At 66.1% G+C, this 20,065-nt stretch carries 18 protein-coding genes; 2 read left to right on the top strand and 16 right to left on the bottom strand.

The window, feature by feature from the left end:
* Position 1: 1 nt before the first annotated feature.
* From xdhB to AB0L82_RS36555, 12 genes are all read right to left on the bottom strand, one after another.
* Positions 2-2,431 (bottom strand): xanthine dehydrogenase molybdopterin binding subunit, encoded by a 2,430-nt coding sequence (gene xdhB, locus AB0L82_RS36610; RefSeq protein WP_364647398.1) that lies wholly within the window; start codon positions 2,429-2,431, stop codon positions 2-4.
* Entirely contained in the window at positions 2,428-3,891 is a 1,464-nt protein-coding gene (locus AB0L82_RS36605; RefSeq protein ID WP_364647395.1) for an FAD binding domain-containing protein, read from the bottom strand. The genes xdhB and AB0L82_RS36605 overlap by 4 nt, the downstream gene beginning before the upstream one ends.
* A gap of 363 nt (positions 3,892-4,254) precedes the next feature.
* Complete coding sequence (locus AB0L82_RS36600; protein WP_364647392.1) at positions 4,255-4,680, bottom strand: DUF6640 family protein; 426 nt, start codon at positions 4,678-4,680, stop codon at positions 4,255-4,257.
* Positions 4,677-5,270 (bottom strand): TetR/AcrR family transcriptional regulator, encoded by a 594-nt coding sequence (locus AB0L82_RS36595; RefSeq protein ID WP_364647389.1) that lies wholly within the window; start codon positions 5,268-5,270, stop codon positions 4,677-4,679. The genes AB0L82_RS36600 and AB0L82_RS36595 overlap by 4 nt, the downstream gene beginning before the upstream one ends.
* 190 nt (positions 5,271-5,460) lie before the next feature.
* On the bottom strand, positions 5,461-5,901 hold the full coding sequence (locus AB0L82_RS36590; protein ID WP_364647386.1) for a PPOX class F420-dependent oxidoreductase: 441 nt from the start codon (positions 5,899-5,901) through the stop codon (positions 5,461-5,463).
* A gap of 124 nt (positions 5,902-6,025) precedes the next feature.
* A complete protein-coding gene (locus tag AB0L82_RS36585; RefSeq protein WP_364647383.1) occupies positions 6,026-6,850 on the bottom strand; it encodes an alpha/beta hydrolase in 825 nt (274 codons plus the stop codon).
* A gap of 203 nt (positions 6,851-7,053) precedes the next feature.
* On the bottom strand, positions 7,054-7,845 hold the full coding sequence (locus AB0L82_RS36580; RefSeq protein WP_364647380.1) for an SDR family oxidoreductase: 792 nt from the start codon (positions 7,843-7,845) through the stop codon (positions 7,054-7,056).
* Positions 7,846-7,853: 8 nt separating this feature from the next.
* Complete coding sequence (locus AB0L82_RS36575; protein ID WP_364647377.1) at positions 7,854-8,642, bottom strand: alpha/beta hydrolase; 789 nt, start codon at positions 8,640-8,642, stop codon at positions 7,854-7,856.
* Positions 8,643-8,732: 90 nt separating this feature from the next.
* Complete coding sequence (locus AB0L82_RS36570) at positions 8,733-11,504, bottom strand: LuxR family transcriptional regulator (protein ID WP_364647374.1); 2,772 nt, start codon at positions 11,502-11,504, stop codon at positions 8,733-8,735.
* A 202-nt stretch (positions 11,505-11,706) separates the two neighbouring features.
* On the bottom strand, positions 11,707-12,648 hold the full coding sequence (locus tag AB0L82_RS36565; protein WP_364647371.1) for a helix-turn-helix domain-containing protein: 942 nt from the start codon (positions 12,646-12,648) through the stop codon (positions 11,707-11,709).
* Between the two features lie 66 nt (positions 12,649-12,714).
* On the bottom strand, positions 12,715-13,218 hold the full coding sequence (locus AB0L82_RS36560) for a cupin domain-containing protein (RefSeq protein ID WP_364647368.1): 504 nt from the start codon (positions 13,216-13,218) through the stop codon (positions 12,715-12,717).
* A 70-nt stretch (positions 13,219-13,288) separates the two neighbouring features.
* Positions 13,289-14,065, bottom strand: coding sequence for an SDR family oxidoreductase (locus AB0L82_RS36555; protein WP_364647365.1), 777 nt, complete (start codon positions 14,063-14,065; stop codon positions 13,289-13,291).
* A 403-nt stretch (positions 14,066-14,468) separates the two neighbouring features.
* Between AB0L82_RS36555 and AB0L82_RS36550 the strand changes: the two genes are divergently transcribed.
* Together AB0L82_RS36550 and AB0L82_RS36545 are read left to right on the top strand one after the other, a co-directional pair.
* Entirely contained in the window at positions 14,469-15,437 is a 969-nt protein-coding gene (locus AB0L82_RS36550; RefSeq protein ID WP_364647567.1) for an alpha/beta hydrolase family protein, read from the top strand.
* A 122-nt stretch (positions 15,438-15,559) separates the two neighbouring features.
* Positions 15,560-15,946 (top strand): hypothetical protein, encoded by a 387-nt coding sequence (locus tag AB0L82_RS36545; RefSeq protein ID WP_364647362.1) that lies wholly within the window; start codon positions 15,560-15,562, stop codon positions 15,944-15,946.
* Positions 15,947-16,035: 89 nt separating this feature from the next.
* On the opposite strand, the gene AB0L82_RS36540 is transcribed toward AB0L82_RS36545, so the two are convergent.
* From AB0L82_RS36540 to AB0L82_RS36525, 4 genes are all read right to left on the bottom strand, one after another.
* Entirely contained in the window at positions 16,036-16,710 is a 675-nt protein-coding gene (locus AB0L82_RS36540) for a TetR/AcrR family transcriptional regulator (protein ID WP_364647359.1), read from the bottom strand.
* A gap of 92 nt (positions 16,711-16,802) precedes the next feature.
* Positions 16,803-17,720 (bottom strand): SDR family oxidoreductase, encoded by a 918-nt coding sequence (locus AB0L82_RS36535; protein ID WP_364647356.1) that lies wholly within the window; start codon positions 17,718-17,720, stop codon positions 16,803-16,805.
* A 1-nt stretch (position 17,721) separates the two neighbouring features.
* Positions 17,722-18,519 carry a crotonase/enoyl-CoA hydratase family protein gene (locus AB0L82_RS36530; RefSeq protein WP_364647353.1) on the bottom strand — a complete coding sequence of 266 codons (798 nt, stop codon included), beginning with the start codon at positions 18,517-18,519 and terminating at the stop codon, positions 17,722-17,724.
* Positions 18,512-20,053 (bottom strand): AMP-binding protein, encoded by a 1,542-nt coding sequence (locus AB0L82_RS36525; RefSeq protein WP_364647350.1) that lies wholly within the window; start codon positions 20,051-20,053, stop codon positions 18,512-18,514. The genes AB0L82_RS36530 and AB0L82_RS36525 overlap by 8 nt, the downstream gene beginning before the upstream one ends.
* Positions 20,054-20,065 lie beyond the last annotated feature (12 nt).

Here is a 20,065-nt window from a genome sequence, read left to right as displayed (position 1 = left end):
CTCAGACACCGGCCCGGCTCGCGTCGGCGGTGACTTCGCCGTCGCCTTCGGCCTTGGCGGTTGGTTCGCCCCTGCCGTTCCTGTTGGGTTCGTCTTTGGCTCCGTTGCGGGCCGCTTCGACTGCCCAGTACACCGCCTCGGGGGTGGCCGGGGCGGCGAGTTCGACGCTCACACCCCCGGGGCCGAATGCCGCCGCGGCTTGGCGCAGCGCCTCGCGCACCGAGAAGGCGAGCATGAAAGGTGGTTCGCCGACGGCCTTTCCGCCGAAGACCGCGCCCTCCTCGGTGGCGTTCGCCAGCAACGTCACGTTGAAGGTCTCGGGCATCTCGGAGAAGCTCGGCAGCTTGTAGGTGCTGGCCGCCTGCGTCAGCAGCCGTCCCTGTCCGGGTCCGGCCGTGGTGTCCCAGCGCGGATCCTCGAGAGTGAGCCAGCCCGCGCCTTGCACGAATCCACCCTCCACCTGGCCGATATCGATGAGCGGGGAGAGACTGTCTCCGACATCGTGCACGATGTCGACGCGGCGGATGCGGTATGCGCCGGTGAAGCCGTCGATCTCCACCTCGGTGGCCGCCGCACCGTAGGCGAAGTATTTGAACGGCGAACCGTGCATGGTCGCCGAATCCCAGTGCAGGCCCTCGGTGCGATAGAAACCGGTCGCGGACAACTGAACTCGTCGCCAGTAGGCGCTGTTCACCAGGTCATCCCACTCCAGTCCCGGTTCGTCGGACCCGAGTGCGCGAGCCACCCCGTCCACGATCCGCACCTGGGCTGGCTCAACTCCGAATCGCGACGCGGCAACCTCCACCAGCCGCCCGCGCAGCTGCTCGCACGCGTCCTTCACCGCAGCGCCATTGAGATCCGCGCCGGAGCTGGCGGCCGTGGCGGATGTGTTGGGCACCTTGTCCGTTCGCGTGGGCGCGAGCCGAACCTTGTGCAGCTGAATGCCGAGCGTGGTCGCGGCCACCTGCAGCATCTTGGTGTGCAGGCCCTGACCCATCTCGGTGCCGCCGTGATTGATCAGCACCGAGCCGTCCTTATAGATCAGCACCAGCGCACCGGCCTGATTGAACGCGGTCAGGTTGAACGAGATACCGAACTTCACACCGGTGAGCGCGAGTCCCCGCTTGGTATGGGGGTGCGCGGCGTTGAATGCCGCGATCTCGCGCTGCCGCTCGCGAACATCGCCGTTCTCGATCACCTGATCCCAGGTCGCGGCGATGCGTTCGGGATGGCGCACCGGCTGGCCGTACGGGGTGTGCCGTCCGGCTCGATAGAAGTTGCGCTGCCGCAACTCCAATGGATCCAGACCCAGCAGCGGAGCGCAGCGTCCGAGAATGTCCTCCATGACGATCATGCCCTGCGGACCACCGAAACCGCGGAAGGCGGTATTGGAGGTCTTGTTCGTCTTGGCGATGCGACCGCTGATGCGCGCGTTGGGAATCCAGTAGATGTTGTCGATATGGCAGAGCGCGCGGGCCAGCACCGGTTCGGACAGATCCAGACTCCAGCCGCCGTCGGCGGTCAGCGTGGCATCGAGCGCGAGCAGCCGTCCGTCGGCGTCGAAGCCGACGCGCCACGCGGCGTGGAAGCCGTGCCGCTTACCGGACATGGTCATATCCTGAGTTCGGTTGAGCCGCAATCGAACCGGCCGTCCGGTGAGCTGAGCACCCAAGGCCGCGACGGCCGCGAAACCGTGCGGTTGCATCTCCTTACCGCCGAAACCGCCACCCATGCGCAGACATTGCACGGTCACCTCGGAACTGCGCAGTCCGAGCACATGCGCCACGATCTCCTGGGTCTCGGACGGATGCTGGGTGCTGCTCTGCACGAACACCTGCCCGCCCTCGTCGATATGGGCAAGTGCCGCATGGGTTTCCAGGTAGAAGTGCTCCTGATCGGCGAACTGGAACTCGCCGCTGAACACGTGCGCCGACGCGGCGAATCCGGCGTCGGTGTCCCCGGTCCGCACGACCGGCCGTGCGCCCTGGAAGCTGTCGGCCGCCACCGCCTCGGCGATGGTGATGAGCGCGGGCAGCGGATCGAGATCGACCTCGACGGCCGCCGCGCCGCGCCGGGCGGCTTCGAGCGTCTCACCGAGTACCCAGCACACCGCGTGCCCGTAGAAGCAGATCTCATCGGTGGGGAACAGCGGCTCGTCGTGCTTGACGCCCGCGTCGTTGACGCCGGGGACATCGGCGGCGGTGAGGACTCGAACCACGCCCGGCACGGTGAGCGCGGGTTCGGTGCGCAGTGCGCGGATGCGCGCGTGTGCCCGCATGACCTGTACCGGATACGCGTGCAGCACATCTTTGGTGCGATACACCAAATCGTCTGTGTAGAGCGCTGTTCCGGTGACGTGCAGTGCGGCGGCCTCGTGCGGTATGGCCGCGCCGACGCTCGGATTCTCGGGTCGCTGTGACAGCGTGCTCATGACGGCACCGCCTCGGTGGATTCGGCGAAAAGTTTGCGCAGGCTTTGGCCGAGCATCGAGGTGCGGTAGTTCGCGCTGGCGCGGTGATCGTCCTGCGGGGTGCCCTCGGTACACAGCACCCGTGCCGCGGCGGCGACGGTCTCCTCGGTCCACGGCTGATCGGTAAGCGCCGCTTCGGTTTTCAGAGCACGCAGCGGTGTCGCGGCCACTCCGCCTAGGCCGATGCGTGCGGTGCGGACCACACCGTCGTCGATATCGAGGGCGAAAGCGACCGCGACACTGGAGATATCGTCGAAGCGCCGTTTGGCGATCTTGTGGAACGCGGTCAGCGGTGACAGCGGCAGCGGGATGCGGATACCGCGGATCAATTCGTCCGGTCGCCGGAGTGTCTGCCGGTAGCCGGTGAAGTAATCGGCCAGTGCCACTTCACGTTCGGCGTCCGAATCGACCAGTACCAGGGTCGCGTCCAAGGCCAGCAGCACCGGCGGGGCGTCGCCGATCGGCGATGCGGTGCCCAGATTGCCGCCGAGGGTGGCGCTGTTGCGGATGAGCCGGGAAGCGAACTGCGGGAACAGTTCCGCGAGCAGCGGCACCCGCCCCGCCAGGCGGCGTTCGATTTCGGTGAGCGTGAGTGCGGCGCCGATGTCGATGTGATCGGATTCGATACGCAGACCACGTAATTCGGGTAGTCGGTCGACCGCGAGCACGTATTCCGCGCGGCGCGCACGGATATTGACCTCCACACCCCAGTCGGTGCATCCCGCCACAACCACGGCCTCCGGATGTTCGCGCAGCAGCCGCAGGGCCTCGGTCAGATTCGCCGGGCGCACGAAGGTGTTTCCGTGCTCGTGCAGCACGGTCGGAACAGGTTCCGGCGACGGTTCGGTGCGGCGATGCGCGAGCGGGTCGTCGACGGCGGGTGTGCCGACGGCGTACGCGGCGTCGCGAATGGGCCGGTAACCGGTACAGCGGCACAGGTTTCCACTCAGCGCGTGCAGGTCGAATCCGTTCGGCCCGTGCTCACCGTGCCCGTCGCAGGGCCCGTGCTCACCGTGCCCGTCGCAGGACTCGGGCGTCCGGTCGGGCCGGTAATACTCCGCGGCCATACTGCAGACGAATCCCGGAGTGCAATAACCACATTGGGATCCACCGCGCACCGCCATCTCGCGCTGTACCGGATGCGGCGCGGACACCGATCCGAGCCCCTCCGCAGTGACGACCTCCTGACCGTCCAGAGCCGCCGCGGGAATCAGGCACGCATTGACCGCGACCCATTCGGTGAGCACGGTAACGCCGGGCCGGGCCACCAGCACCGAGCACGCACCGCATTCCCCCTCCGCGCAGCCTTCTTTGGCTCCGGTGAGCCCGCGATCACGCAGGAAATCCAAAAGGCTGGTGTGCGCTGTCGCAACCGAAAGCGATGCGCCGACACCGTTTATAGTGATGTGTGCGGCTACCATCTCACGCCGCCCCTGCCGTACCCGGACGTGTGCATATCTGGAATCGCCATTTTAGGCCGCTTTCTTTTTCGAGTGCGCGATCGCGAGGCGAGCGCGAATCAGGACAGGACGAAAGCGGTTATCAAATCCCGTGCGCGACGCGACCGGGCACCCAGGCTGCCCGATGAGCAAGGCGACGAAGATCGGAACGAGCAACCATCCTCGCCTCCTCTCAGGCTTCCGGTGCGGGTATGCAGTGAAAGTACGTCGGCCCGGCGTGCCGGTCAACGCGAAACACCCTGTCATCACATGATTTATCGGGGAGGACAGAAATCGGATCCGCCGGGAACACTCCGACTGGATGATCGTACGAACGCGCGGTCGTCAGCTTCGGGCGGCGAGTAGGGCGGCGACGAGCAGCACGACAAGCAGGATCGCGGACAAGAGCACCTGGGGGTGCAGTCCGACGATGGGTCTGTTGTGGAATTCGGGATCGTGTATGGCGGTGCGGGGGAACAGTAGTGCGCCGAGTAGGCCCAGCCACGGGGTGGCGAGCATCGCGCAGGCCGTGACTACGGCGAATTGTGCGTTGCTCGCGGATGTTGTGAGCAGTGCCAGTGCGAGGACGCCGAGCAGGATCGACATGACGATGTATTGGGCGTCGTGGAATTTCGCGTGCGGTGGCCATCTGTCGTTGCGCATGTGTTGGGCGGCGGTGGCGGGGATGACGAAGTCGGCGAGCAGTGCGCCGAACGTGGTGACGACCGCGACGAGGATGGCGAGGACGCGGGCGACGGTGAGAGTTGTCACGGGATTCCTTGTGAGTGCGTTGTTTTCGCGTGGTGACGGCGCAGGAAGTCCTCGACGACCGTGTGTACGTAGTCGAGGTCGAAGGTTCGGTTGGCGACGAGCCTGCGGAAGAAGAGCGGACCGTGCAGTTGATCGACGGCGAGGTCGATATCGAGGTCGTGCGGCAGTTCGGCGCGGGCGATGGCATCGGACAGGATCGTGCGCACCATGTGGGTGCCCGAGCGGTACAGCGACTCCTTGACCTCCGCGAATTTCGGGTCGGCACCGGCCTTTTCGATCATCACGCGCATCGCCTGCTCGCTGGCCGGTTCGTGCAGCATCTCCCGTGCTGTGGCCAGTGCGGTCAGCAGGTCCGCGCGCAGGTCACCGGTCGGCTGAGACCGGGCGAGGGTGATGTGCAGGGTGATGGTGGCGCGCACCAGATCGGTCGGCTCCGGCCACAGCCGGTACAGCGTGGCGCGGCTGATCCCGCTGCGTGCCGCGACGGCGGCATGAGTCAGGCCGGCCGCACCCTGCTCGATCAACAGGTCCCGGGCCGATGCGAGCGCGGCATCGCGACTGCGCACCGTACGTGGATCCGGTGGTCGCACCACACCTCCTGTGAGACAGTTTGTTTCGAAGTTTCGAGACAAACTGTATCGAAGTGTGGTGGATGTGGAAAGGGCGATCCTTGGGTCCGATGTCGTCCCTGGTCAGTGGCACGGCGGTGTCGATGTCGCCGGGCAGCAGCGCGAACGCGAGCTCGGGGACGACTACGGGGTCGGCTGGCGGTAATGGCCGTCAGCTGATTCGAGGATCTCCGCGTACGTCACCGTCATGGCGAGTGTGGCGGGTTTCGTACCATTGGTCACCCGCCGGCGCACCGTCCAGATTCCAGCTCCAGGACTGGGTGGGAGTGATCCGCACGTAGTAGCCGGGTCCGACCATGCCCGTGCGTGCTACGGGCGGTTCGGCGAGTCCGTAGATGCGCAGGCCGCGCGCGATGAACGGGTCGAGTGAGACCAGGTCGTCGATCACGAGTGCTACCTCGGCGTTGCCGTCGGCGATATTGCGCGATTTGCGTGTGTGGAGGAAGGTCGAAGCGCCACCCACCCAGAAGTGGGTGCCGTCGAACTCGAGAGCTACCGGGACGACATCGGGCTGTCCGTCGGTGGCGCGGGTCGCGAGGCGAGCCAACGGTTGCGATCGGAGATAGTCGATTTCAGCATCCGTGAAGGTCATGCCATCCGAGTATTCCGTCTCGCGACCGAACTGGGCCGCACAGGTGCCGAACAGACCAACGCCCAGCCGCCCCCTACTGCTGGGCGGCTGGGCGGTCGAGGGCATCGGCTGATGCCGGGGCTGCTCAGGACTGGATGAAGGCGAGCAGGTCGGCGTTGATGGTCGCGGCCTCGGTGGTCGGCATGCCGTGCGGGAAGCCCGGGTAGGTCTTGAGCGTGCTGTTGGGCAGCAGTTCGGCCGAGCGGATGGCGGCGTCCTGGATCGGGACCACCTGATCGTCCTCACCGTGCAGCACCAGGGTGGGGATGGTGATCTTGGTGAGTTCTTCGGTGAAGTCGGTCTGGGAGAACGCGACGACACCGTCATAGTGCGCCTTGGCCCCGCCCGCCATGCCCTGACGCCACCAGTTGGCGATGATTCCCTCCGACGGCTGCGCGCCGGGACGGTTGTAGCCGTAGAACGGTCCTTCGGCGAACGTGCGGAAGAAGTCCGCCCGGTTGGTGGCGACCTGTTCCTGAATGCCGTCGAACACCGACTTGTCCAGCCCGCCCGGGTTATCGGCGGTCTTGACCATGATCGGCGGCACCGCACTGATCAGCACGGCCTTGGCGGCGCGGTCCTGGCCGTGGCGCGAGAGGTAGCGGACGACTTCGCCGCCGCCGGTGGAATGACCGATGTGCACGGCGTTGGACAGATCGAGGTGGTTGACGACCGCAGCCAGGTCGTCGGCGTAGTGGTCCATATCGTGGCCGTCGGCAACCTGCGCCGAGCGGCCGTGTCCGCGCCGGTCATGGGCCACCACCCGGAACCCGTGGGACAGGAAGAACATCAGCTGCGCGTCCCAGTCGTCCGAGGACAGCGGCCAGCCGTGGCTGAAGACGATGGGCTGACCAGTGCCCCAGTCCTTGTAGAAGATATCGACGCCGTCCGGCGTGGTAATGAAAGGCATGTGAGACTCCTTCTTCGTCGGATACTCGATGTGTCGCGGTGACAGCTGGAAACTGTTGGAACACAGAGCTTCTGAATTAGTGGCGCGGGACAAGTCTGCGCGTGTGCAGGAGTATGCGCCCCACTTTACGCGCCACGAATACCGCACTTTCCGCCATGGGCTCAGAGGGCGCTCACCGGGCCGGTCGTCCGGGTGAAGCGGATTCAGAGTGTTTCGATGAGTCCGCCGTCGATCCGGAAATCGGCGCCGGTGACATTGGCGGTTCGGTCGCTGGCCAGCAGCAGCACCAGGTCGGCGACCTCCTGGGGATGGGTGAAGCGGCCTGTGACGCTCTTGGCGGCGGCCTGGCGGACCACCTCGTCGGGATCGGCTGCGGCTGCGGCACTGACTACGGCGGCGACGCCCTGATCGCCGAGCCACAGCGCTGTGGTGACGGGTCCCGGTGAGATGGTGTTCGCGCGAACACCTTGTGGTCCAAACTCTTTCGACAATGATTTGCTGAAGTTCGACAGGGCGGCTTTGGCGGCGGAGTAGTCGATGACGCCGGGGTCGGGCAGGGTCGCGTTGACCGAACTGATCGTCACGATGGAGGTGCTATCGCGCTGGATCAGGTATGGCAGTGCGGCGCGGGCCGTGCGGACCGCGACGAGCAGGTTCGTGGTCAGGGACCACAGCCAGTCCTCGTCGGTGACGGCGAGGAAACCCTGTACGCGGGGGATGACAGCGCCGACATTATTGACCACGATGTCGATTCCGCCGAATGCGCTCACCGCCTCATCGATCAATTGCTGGGGCCCGTCGGCGGTGCTGAGATCGATCAACGGTGTTCGCACGCCCTCGCGGGTGGCCAGTTCGGTCAGGTCCGGGCTCCCGGTGCGTGATCCGGCGACTACTGAAACACCCTCGGCGGCAAGTGCTTTCACCACGCTCAGGCCGATGCCCCGGCCTGCTCCGGTCACGACGGCAACTTTGCCCGCGAGGTTCAGGTCGAACATCGCGGTGCTCAGAGCTCCTGGCTCTTCAACCAGGACAGGCAGGCGTCGGCGACTTCGCGCCATCCGTGATCGACGACCAGCGAATGCCCGCGATCCGGGAACTCCAGGAAGTCGGTGACCGCGTCGGAATGCCGGTACTGCTTCAGTGTCGCCCTGGTGACGGCCTCGGGAACGGTGTGGTCCTTGCCGCCGGTGATCAGCAGCAGTGGGCCGCGCGCTTCGTTGGCGGTGTCGACCTTCGCCGCGGAATGCGGGTTGAAATTGGCTGCTGCCGCTTCGAAGAGCGGTTTGCCCGGAGCGGGCACCGCCCACCGCTCGTACAGTTCGTCGGATTCTTCGGCCGGAATCGCGTTTCCGAACGCGTACCGGAACTCTTCGGAGGTCAGCGATACCGCCCGGTTCCGGTTGGCGGGGTTCTTGAACACCGGCGTGGTCGAGCGCAGCGCCGAAAGTGGCAGCGGCAGTACACCTTTGATCTGTGCGGCATCGATGGCGATGGCGGCTCGGGCACGGTCCTGCCCGAGCAGTTTCTGGGCGACCATGCCGCCGAAGGAATGCCCGATCAGGATCGGCAGCTCGGGCAGCTCGGCGATGATCGCGGCATAGTGCTCGACCACGTCATCGATGCCATAACCCGCCACGCCCTCGGGTGTGGCCCGCGCTGCCTCGACGGTGTCGAGTTCACCGGGCCAACCCGGCGCGGAGACCTGGTACCCCTGTTCGCCGAACAGGCCGAGCCAGGGTTGCCACGATGTCGAGTGCAGCCAGAGTCCGTGGATGAAAAGAACCGGAGTCACGATGTCTCCCTGCGAGGTCGGTGGAGTTGACCCGTTCATGAGACCTCGCGCGCACCACCCGGCGAATCGGAGAAACCCCCCAGTGTTTTTCTAGTCTCCCGACCCCAGCGTCGAACGAAGTTGCCTGCGCGAGGTCACCGAGAGCTTCCGGAAGATCTTCGTGAGGTGGTATTCGACGGTGGAGGTGCTGATATAGAGCCGCGCCGCGATCTCGGTATTGGTCGCGCCTTCGGCCGCCAATGCGGCGATCTGGGTTTCCTGCGGGGTGAGCTGTGGGTCGGGTGCCAGCGTTCTTCGATGCACACGTTCACCGGTGGCGGCGAGTTCGGCACGGGCCCGCTCGGCGAAGAGCGGGGCGCGTGCCGTGCAGAACATGTCGTAGGCAAGCCGCAGCTGGACCCGGGCTTCGAGTCGCTGTTTGCGCCGGCGCAGCCATTCGCCGTACAGCAGATGGGTGCGGGCGAGATCGACGACGACCGTGGTCTGCCCGAGCCGATCGATCGCCTCCCGATACAGAGCCGCCGCGGTGTCATCGTCCGCGAGCAATGCCCGCGCCCGTGCCAAAGACCCCAGCGCCCAAGGCGTTCCGCTGGCCCGCGCCTGCGTATCGAGTCTGGCCAGGGCCAGCGCCGCCAGCGCGTTCTCCTGCGCGCGAACCCCCGCCTCGACCATATCCGCGAGCACCAGATTGCTGTGCCCGGGCACATCGTCGTCATAGAGACACCGCGCCCGCTCCAGCGCCGCGCGATAGTTCCCCAGACTCAACTCGAGCACGATCATGCCGCGCGCGGCCACCGCCGCCTGCATGGCCCGCGACGGGAAGTCCGCTCCCTCCACACTCGACGCCAGCGCGCGGGCCTGCGCTTCCGCGCCACTCCACACCAGCAGCTCCAGCCGCTGCATGTAGTTCTCCTCCGGCAGTCCGATCACCGTGAGCAACTCATGGGACTCGGACAGATAGCTCGCGGCCTCCTCACGCCGACCCGATCGCAGCGCGTCGGTCGCCTGGCATTCCAGGACGACTCGCAGTCCGACGAGTGCGCCGTTGTCCCGGTCGAAGTTCCGCAGCCGGGCGAACAGGGCCTGCCTGGCATTGTCGTCCCACAGCTCATCGCTCGCGAAATGAGCGAAAACCGCCAACGGCATGCCCTGTTCGCCGAGTTCCCCGTCGCGCAGGGCCGCCAGCGCGGTACGCCACCGGGGGACCGCGGCGGCGTACCCCTCGCTGATCCGGGTGGCCAGGGCGACGATGCACAGGTCATGCGCTGATGACGCGGCTCGCCTTTCGAACGCGTCGAGCGTCGCGCGGGCGACCTCCGTCAGCGTGGTCCCCACGGTGACTTCCCTGGACAGCATCGCCGCGCTCAACGCCTGGGAGAGCATGAGCCAGGCCAGATCACCGTCGCCGGGATCCAACTCCGCCGCGGCGGCCAGCAGCAGCGCGGGCTGATCTTCGAATCGGCAGAAGTAAGTCTCGATCGCCGCTTCGAGCCAGCGCGCGCGTCCTCGCATCGCCGGCACCCGGCTGGCCGGGTGCGATTCGCGCAGCAGGCGCTGTGCCGATTGCGGATCACCGCACATCAGATACACCTGGGCCGCAACCAATCTCCGCTCATCACGCCGTGATACCGCGGGAGTCAACTCGGCCGCGCGCGCCAGTAACACCGCTTCGGCCGCATAGCCGCCGCGGGCTCGGGCGCGCTGCGCGGAATTCTCCAGATCTCGCGCGACCGCCTCATCGGCACCCGCCGTGGCCGCGGCCAGATGCCAGGCGCGCAGGTCGGGGTCGTGGTCCGGATCGCAGGCCGCGGAGATCGCCTGATGCGCGCGCCGCAAACCACCCGGATGCGCGGCCGCGTACACGGCGGAACGAATCAGCGGATGGGAGAACGCGAAACCGTTGCCGCGCAACAGCACTCCGGCCTCTACGGCGGGGTCGGCGTCGTCCTCGGACAATCCGAGCAGCGCCGCCGCACGCCACAGCAGAGCCTCATCGCGGATCGGGCTGATCGAGGCGAGCAGCAGCAGATCCCGGGTGCGTTTGGTGAGCGCTTCAATGCGCTCGAGGAAACATGCGGCCAGGCGCGAGCCGATGGGCAGCGGTTCGGGCAATGCCGCTGTGCCGCCTAATTGTTCGGTGGTCAGCGAGGACACCAGGGCCATCAAGGCGAGCGGGTTGCCGTCGGTTTGTTCGGTCAGCGTCCGGGCGACGTCGTCGTTGAGGAAGCGCGGTGCGATGCGGGCCAGCAATTCCCGCGCGGCCGGGCCGGGGAGTCCGGCCAGAACGTGCCCCGGCAGCCCTTCGAAAAGCGCACTGTCCGAAGCCAATTCGCGCACCGCGAACAGCATTCCGACACCTTCGGCGTGCAGTCGGCGTGCGACGAAGGTCAATGCCTCACGGGATTCACGATCGAGCCATTGCGCGTCATCGATGAGGCAGAGCAGGGGACGCTCGCTCGCCAGCTCCGCGAACAGGCTCAGCGTCGCCAGACTCACCAGGAAGCGATCGGGTGCCGGGCCCGCGACGAGTCCGAAAGCCGCACCCAGCGCGGCTTTTTGCGGCTCGGGCAGGCGTTCGCGGCGGTCGAGGAACGGTCGCACCAGGCGGTGCAGCGCCGCGAATCCCAGGGGCGATTCGGACTCGATGCCCGAGGTTCGCAACACCAGCAGGTCGTGGGCGGAATCGGCGATATGGTCGAGCAAACGGGTCTTGCCGATTCCGGGCGCTCCGGCCAGTACCAGCGCTTCACTCAGCCCCGCCCGCACCTTGTTCGTGAAAGCTTCCAGCACAAGGCATTCCGCCGCTCTTCCGACCAACGGCGCGCGGGTCGGCGCGGGCGCTTGGTCCACGATATCGGTCATCAGCGCCGCCTGAGCTCGAGAGTCGATCCACCCGAGTCCGGCTTCCGCGGGTGCCGGACTGTCCTCGTGCTTCCAACACGTCGTGTCGTCCGGATGTCACGCTAGGGCGGCGCGGAGCCGAGGTGAATCACCAGCGCGCCGATCGTGCACGCACAGCACAGTGCCGTGCCGAATCAGGCAGATCCGTCAAGGGGCCTGCCGGTTACTGGCTCTGCTGCCACTCTCGTGGTGACATGCCGTAGGCGTCGCGGAAGCGGCGAGCGAAATGCGCCGGGTTGGTGAAACCCCATCTGCGCCCTACCACCGCGATCGGTACGGTACGACCCTGCCGAGCGAGATCGGCCCGCGCGCCCTTGAGCCGAGCGCCGATGATCCACTGGCTCAACGGGATTCCCCGCGCGGACCAGACATTGTACAAATGCCGGACCGAGATATTGTGCGCCCGCGCGATCTGCTCGGCGTTCAGACCGGGGTCACCGAGATGCTGTTCCACATAGGCGGCTATCCGCAAATACAGGGTGTCATGCAGGTCCGCATGCTGTCGCGGGTCGGCGGCCGCGGTGGTGATCAGCGCCCGAACCAATTGGGTGGTCGCCGATTTGAGCATGATTCGGGCGGGCCCGGGTTCGATATCACCCTCTTCGCCGAGTGCGGCGATATGCGCGGAGACCAATCCGTACAGCGGACTCGATTTGAGTCGGGGAGCCGCGCTGCGGACGGTTTCGATGGGCAGCGCGAGCTGGTCGTAGTCGAAGATCAGCACCTTGGAGCCGCCGATACCGCTCGATGAATAGTCCGAGACACTGGTGCCGTCGGTGAGCGAGAGTTCGCCGACCTCGATGACCTGATCCGCGCCGCAATGCGAAAAAGTGCCGGACCCGGTCAACTGGACCCCGAGCCCGACGCGTTCGGGTGCGGCCACGCGCAGCTGTTTATCGCCGCGCAGCACACTCAGACCGGTACCGACGACCTGTGTGGCGTGCACGCCCTCGCCCAGATCCCATACGGTGAACCGGTGCCACAGCTGACCGGCCACCGACCCGAGCCGATTGATCGACGGAATCTCGGTGTCGGACAAAAGGTCCTGTGCGGCCTCGATCCGCTCACTCGCCGGAAGTAGACCGGTATCCAACACAACGACCACGCCGCACCTCCCGCGGACCCGCAGTAGAGATGCGAGTCCGTGAGACAGCCTAGCCAGGATTCGGGCTCAACCTTCACTTACCGGGGATTGATGGATGGGATCCACCCAGAGCACAGTGCTCGGCTGCTCTGCCGCGTCGATATCGAGATTGACCACGACCGCTTCGCTATCGCTGCGCACCAGCACGCATTCCAGCGGTTCCTCGGAGCTGGCATTGATTTCCTGATGCGGGACAAATGGCGGAACGAAGATGAAATCGCCGGGCTCGGCTTCGGCGACGAATTCGAGGTGCTCGCCCCAGCGCATCCGGGCGCGCCCGCGCACGATATAGATGACGCTTTCCAATTCGCCATGGTGATGCGCGCCGGTCTTGGCATCGGGGTGGATGGTGACCGTACCGGCCCAGAGCTTCTGCGCGCCGACGCGAGCGGCATCGATCGCCGCCGCCCGATTCATGCCCGGAGTCTGCGGTGTGTTCGTATCGAGTTGATTCGATTTGACCACGCGTACCCCGTTGTCCCGCCAGTTGCCTTCATCGGGTGAATTCGGCTGCGGTGCATCCACTGTCACGTCCATGCCCCTCTGATCGGTTGGGATCGAAGTCTATTCGACGCTTTTCGAGTTGATATGCCCGCTCCGGTCAGAACGACTGACCCGGCAGCGGCAGGACGCCGAGGTTGGCGTCGACCCCGCCGTCGACCACGAGGGTGGTGCCGGTGATGTAACCGGCGGCGGGGGAGGCCAGGAACCAGATCGCCTCGGCCTGCTCGCGCGGTTCGGCGAATCGACCGAGCGGGATCCGGCGTTCTATCGCGGCCAGCAGGGCCGGATCCTGATGCACGTTGGCGGTAATGCCGGTGCGGGTGAGTCCGGGAGCGAGGGCGTTGACCCGAATCCCCTGTGCCGCATAGTCGACCGCGAACGCCCGGACCAGATTGATCAAAGCCGCTTTGGACGCGTTGTAGGCCCAGTTCCCCGGATCGCCGCGCAGACCTGCGACCGATGCGGTGAAGACCGCCGATCCCCGAGATCTGCGCAGTGCCGGAATCGCAGCGCGCAGACCGAGTATCGGCCCGCGCAGGTTGACCCCGAAGATGTGATCGGCTCGATCAATCGCGCCGGGTGACTCCAGCGGCGGGGTGCCGCCCGTTCCGGCATTGAGCACGACGGTATCGATGCGGCCGAAGCGGTCGAGCGCCGTCTCGACCGCCGCCCGGTTCACCTCCTCGCCCGAGACGTCGCCGGACAGGGTCACGATGTTCTCGCCCAAGTCAGTCAATCCCCGCGGCGAAATATCCACGGCAACAACATGTTCCCCGCGTTCGGCGAACAGCTGAGCGGTGGCGCGGCCGATGCCGGACGCAGCACCGGTGACGATCGCGACGCGGCGGTCACCGGTGGGGGAGGGCTCGGTCATGGAAGCCTTTCGGACGTCGGTTCCCGGGGTGGCCGGACGACTTCAGCACGCACTATTTGCCCCGGTCAATGATTTCGGCACAGGCGATTTCGAATCGCCGCCCCTGACGGAAATCGCGGGATAATGCCCGCCACGACGCATTGGGAGACCATCCGGTCACCGGTGCGCAGACTTGGGAATGATCACAGACTTTCGCGGCCGTGCTGGTCAGAGGGCTATCGCATGTCGTTCACTCGAAATCCTGATATCGCCCGGCGTCTTGGTGCGGCGCGGGCGCAGGGTGCTCAGCGGTAGGAATCGAGGGTCAGTCATGGTCGCGTCCGGCGTTCTCATCGATACGGGGTATTCGATCGAATCCCGCTGGCGCACAATCAGATACCGAGCGATCGCGACGTGCTTGGCGTTGCTGCTGTGTGTGCTCAGCGCGGCGATCGGTCATGCCGAGCCCTCGGAACCGGTGCGCGCGCCCGATGGTTCGCGACTGGACCGCATCCAACCCGTGCACGACCGCGTCAGCGATATGTTCGTGTACTCCGCCGCCATGAACACCGTCATCCGCAGCCGCGTGTTGCGCGCGGCCGACCCGAACGCTCCCGCGCCGACCCTGTACCTGCTCAATGGGGCCAACGGCGGTACCGAGGGCAGCTGGTACGACGAAACCGATGTGGCCGAGTTCTTCCGCGGCAAACAGGTCAATGTCGTGATCCCGATCGGCGGTGGCGGAAGTTACTTCACCGACTGGGCATTCGATGACCCGATGCTCGGCCGCCCCCGCTGGACGACCTTCCTCACCGCGGAGCTGCCACCGATCATCGATTCGGCACTGCACGGCAGCGGAGCCAACGCGATCGCGGGCATCTCAATGGCCGGAACATCGGTCTTCCAACTCGCCCTGGCCGCACCCGGCCGATTCCGGGCCATCGGCTCGTACAGCGGCTGCGTGCGCACCAGCGATCCCATGGGCCAAGCCTTCGTCACCGCGGTGGTAGCCCGCCAGCGCGGCAACGCCCTCAACATGTGGGGCCCGCCCGACGATACGAGGTGGGCGGCCAACGACGCCTACCTGCACGCAGACCGCCTGCGCGGCACCGCGATCTACGTCTCCAGCGGTAGCGGCGTCCCCGGGGATCTGGACACCCCCGAAGGCACCCACGGCGACGTTCTACACCTGACCTGGCAGTTGCTCTTCGGCGCTCCCCTCGAGGCGATCATGAATATGTGCACCAGGGAACTGCGAGAACGGTTCTCCCAGCTCGGAATTCCCGCCACCTTCGATATGCGCACCACCGGCACCCACTCCTGGGGCTACTGGCAGGAAGACCTGCACCGCTCCTGGCCGATCTTCGACAAGGCTCTGACTGCCGTCGGGTGATCGAAACCGCCGCGTGCAACCACATCTCCGCCAGATCTCTGGAATAGCGGGTTTCGCCGGGGCCATTGATGGAAAATCTCTTAGGGTAGCCACATCTGTGGTGGCTCGTCGAAAGAGGCACCATGCCAGACCGATTCGCAACGCAGCGAGACCCGCGTCCGGAGCTGGACGGGTCCAGTATTCGGATCACCGAATTCGTCGACCAGCTCGCCCGCGCCGGAATCCGGCCCGCCGAGCATTCCCGGCCGAGCACACCCGATGGGGCGCAATCGGTCTCGGTGATCGGATGGGGTCTGGAGGGTTGCCGTGGCCGTCGACAAGGCTGCGGACCCGACTGCGTCACCGTGCTGACCACCAACGGCCACCTCGCCCTCACGAGTGAACAGCCCCCACGCTCACGCTGGCGGCACATTCGGCCCCGATACCTGGTCCTGCCTGAACACTCTGTCCTGCACGTGATGCTGGTGCGAGCGGGCGCGTTGCTGCTGCCGCGCCCGATGACAGCCTGAGGCGCGGCCGGTCCACTCTGAGGTGGCCGGCGCCATAGGCGGGAGGATTCACACCGCGTCCGACCAGGCTTCGACAATGCCGCAACGCCCTATGGTGCTGTGAGCGTTCGCTTCACGAAGGTTCGGCAGGCGTGTGTCGCCGCGGGCAAATCGAATGCGTCAGGGGCGATGAGGTATTGGGCCGCGATGCCGCGGACCATGCCGATGACCGCGACGGCCGCGGCGGCGGGGTCGATGTCCGGGGCGACGGTGCCATTGGTTCGGCCCGCGCGCAGCAGGGTTTCGGCGCCGTGGCGGAAGCGGGCGTCGTCGGCGGCGAAGATGGGGCCCAGGGCGGCTTCGGAAGGGATGGCTGCTCCCCACATGACGAAGAAGGCGCGGCTGGTGTCGGCGTATCGGACAATGGCTTCGAGGTAGTCCTGGACCAGGTCGGCGAGGATTTCGACCATGTCGGCATCGGATTGCTCGATGGTGGTGAAGTCGATATCGGCGACGAATCGCGATTGGATGCGTTCGGCGAGGGCGTCGACGAGGGCGGCTTTGGTGCCGAAGTGATGGTTGGCCAGGCCGCGGCTATAACCCGCGAGTTGGCCGACATCGGCCAGGGAGGTTTGGTCGACTCCGCGTTGGGAAAAAAGGATCTCGGCGGCGTCGAGCAGGGCCTGCCCGGCTTGGGCGGTGCGTTCCTGCTGGGTGCGGCGTACCGGCGCGGCGGTGGGTTCGCCGGAGATCTCCGCTGTCGAACGTCGTGAGCGACCTGGCATACAGCACCCCTTCTCTTGTTGAACGTTCGGCAAGAATAGATGACCTGCGGGCACACACTTCGCGATACCCCGTGCGAGCCCGCAGGTCTCGATCACGCCAGGCGGGTGCCGCCGTTCACGGGTACGACCTGTCCGGTCACATAGTTCGACAGCGGTGAGCAGAGCCAGAAAATGGCATCGGCTGCTTCGGAGATCGTTCCGGTCCGACCCAGCGAGACGAACGGCATGGGTTTGGCGGCGTAGATCTCCGCCTCGGTGGGCGGTGAATCCGGGTCGACGGTGATGCCCATCCGCTGCGCCTGTTTGGCGGGCATGCCGACCTGGATGGTGCGCCCGCCGGTGTGGATCACCTCGCGCTCGGATTGCGGTAGCCCGAAACGGGTTTGGATGACACCGAACGCCACGGCATTCACATTCACCCGCATCGAGCCCCACTCCTGCGCGAGAGTGCGCACCAGGCCGAGCATTCCGGCCTTGGCGGCGGCGTAGTTGGCCGCACCGTCCAAGCCGATCAGACCGGCCATGGAGGAGACCATCACCGTCTTGCGATGCCGCACAACGCCATTGGCATTATCGGCCTGCGCGGCCGCACGGAATACCGGCGCACAGGCGCGCGCCAGTCGGAACGGGACGACCAGATGGATGTCGAGCATCGCCTGGAATTGCTCGTCGGTCATGGCGTGCACGCGGCTGTCCCAGGCGTAGCCCGCGTTGTTGACCACGATGTCGAGGTCGCCGTAGTAGTGCAGGGCGTGGTCGACCAGGTCGTCGCAGGCGCCCGGGGACACCAGATCCGCGACGAACGCGGTGGCGCTGTCGGATCCGTACCGCTCGTTGATCGCGGCGGCCGTGGCATCGGCCTTGGATTTGTCCACGTCGGCGATGACGACGCTGGCCCCGTTGGCGGCCAGCTGTATCGCGGTGGCCCCGCCGATACCGCGCGATCCGCCGGTGACGATGGCGACCTGCCCGTCGAGCAGGCTGCTGGTGAGAGTGGGTTCCACGAACATGTCAGCGTCCTTTCCATACCGGCGGACGCTTCTGGGCGAAGGCGAGCAAACCCTCGCGCAGGTCCTCCGAATCATGCAGGGTGGCAACGTATTTCAGCTGTCGATCCCAGGCTTGCGCATCTGTCCAGTCCTGGGAACGCGCGGCGATCTGTTTGCTCGCACGCACCGCGAGCGGACCGGCGGCGCAGATCTCACCCGCGAGCTCCAGTGCTCCCGCCAGTGCCCGGCCGGGCTCGGTGATCCGGTTGATCAGTCCCAGCTCGGCGAATCGCGGTGCGGGCCAAATCTTTCCGGTGAGAATCAGTTCCATGGCGAGGTGATAGGGGATGCGTCGGGGGAGGCGGAAGCAGCCGCCGCCCAGGGCTACCAGCGAGCGGGCGGCCTCGGGCAAGCCCATGGTGGCGGTGCGGGAGGAGACGATCAGATCGCATGCCAGGCAGAGTTCGAGCCCGCCGGCGAGCGCGTGACCTTCCACCGCGGCGATGATGGGTTTGGCCGGCGGCTGCGCCATGATTCCGAACGGGCCGCGTCGTTCGGTCACGCCCATATCGCCCTCCGCGGCCGCGATGAGGTCCTGCCCCGCGGAAAAGACGATGTCCGAACCGGTCAGGACCGCGCATCGCAGCGAGTCATCGGCGTCGTACTCGTCGATGACGGTCTCGAGGGCATGGGCGGTGGCTCCGTCGAAAGCATTGCGGCGATGCGGCCGATTGATGGTGATGACCAGAATGTGTTGGTCGACGACTTCGGTCACGATGAGCTCCGAGGTCACTGATCCGCTGGGCGGGGTATCAGACATTGCGGTGGCGTCCTTCCCAATATGGTTGCCGCAGTTCGTTTTTGAGCACTTTTCCGACCGGATTGCGCGGCAGATCATCGACCATGACGAACTCGCGGGGCCGTTTGTAGCGCGCGAGCTGACCTGCCAGGTGTTCGAGGAGTTCGTCCTCGGTCGGCTTCGTCCCGGGCGTGGTGATGATGTAGGCCAGGGGTTTCTCTCCGAAGTCGTCGTCGGGAATGCCGATGACCGCGGCCTCCACGATCTCCGGATGCGAGGCGAGCGCCTTCTCGATCTCGGCCGGATAGATATTGACCCCGCCCGCCACGATCATGTCCTTGATCCGGTCGGTGATGTACACGAAGCCGTCCTCGTCGAGGTAGCCAACATCGCCGGTGCGATAGAAGCCGTCCTTGATCACGTCCTGCCCGAGATCGGGTCCACCGAGGTAGTGGCGCAACACGATTGGAGTGCTGACCGCGATCTCACCGACCTGTCCGGTGGGCAGTCGTTCCCAGTTCCGGTCCACAATCGCGATCTCGACCCCGTCGTAGGGTCGACCGCTCGTGCCGGGTTTGCTCAGCTGGAATTCCGGTGGCGTGTAGCTGATCATTCCGGGCTCGCTGGCTCCGTAGCTCTCCCACAGCACCCCGTCGCCGAATCGCTCGACGACCCACCGTTTGAGCGATTGGGGAACGGGTGCCGCTCCCAAGCCGATCTGGCGCAGGCAGGTTAGGTCGTACCGTGCGAACACCTGCTCGGGCAGCTTCTGAACCCGCTGGAGCATGGTGGGAACACCGACCCACGACTCGATTCGATGCTCATGGATCAGGCGCAGGGCCTGTTCGGCGTCGAAGGGGTCCAGGCTCACGATCGTGCCGCCGTGGGCGGCGGTGCGCGCCGAAATCTGCGGTCCCGCACCGTGATGCACGGGCATGGTCAGCAAGGCGATGACACCATCGTGCTGCGGCGGGGTTCCGGCCACCGAGAGCGCGTATCGGAAGAGGCGCGCCGGATCGGGCGATTCGGCGGGGTTCGTCGGCGGCACACCGCGCGGTCGTCCGGTGGTACCCGAGGTGTACATCACCAGCAGCGGCTGGACCGGACCGAAACGAGCTGGGGTATTGTCGGTTTCGAGCAGATCCTCATATCGCACCCCGGCGGCTTCGGACGTCTGTGCGACGGTGATCAGCAGTCCGATATCGTGCCCGGCCCACCCGGTGACGTCGATATCGTTGCATGCCAACCCTTTCGCGTCGCTGTCGCGCAGGATGTACAGCGTTTCCTCGGGGGTCAGTCGCCAATTGACCGCCACCTGGGCTACGCCGAGCTTTTGCAGTGCCCGCTGGATCACGAACCATTCGGGTGCGAGCCGGAACCGCATGCCGAGCCGATCACCGGGGCGAAGCCCTTGGCGGGCAAGCCCTTCCGCGACGCGATCAGCGGCCTCGTTCCATTGTCGATAGGTCAGGACGGTGGAGCCGCTGATTACCGCGGGCTGATCCGGTCGGTGCGCGGCCCAGTATTCGGGAGTGCCATGGTCGGGTTGGGTCATCGTTGTCCCCTG

Origin of the sequence: Nocardia sp. NPDC052001 (assembly GCF_040680615.1) — a bacterium.
Taxonomy (GTDB): Bacteria; Actinomycetota; Actinomycetes; order Mycobacteriales; family Mycobacteriaceae; genus Nocardia.
The sequence above is the reverse complement of the archived record's forward strand: the minus strand, read 5'-3'. Positions and strand labels throughout refer to the sequence as shown.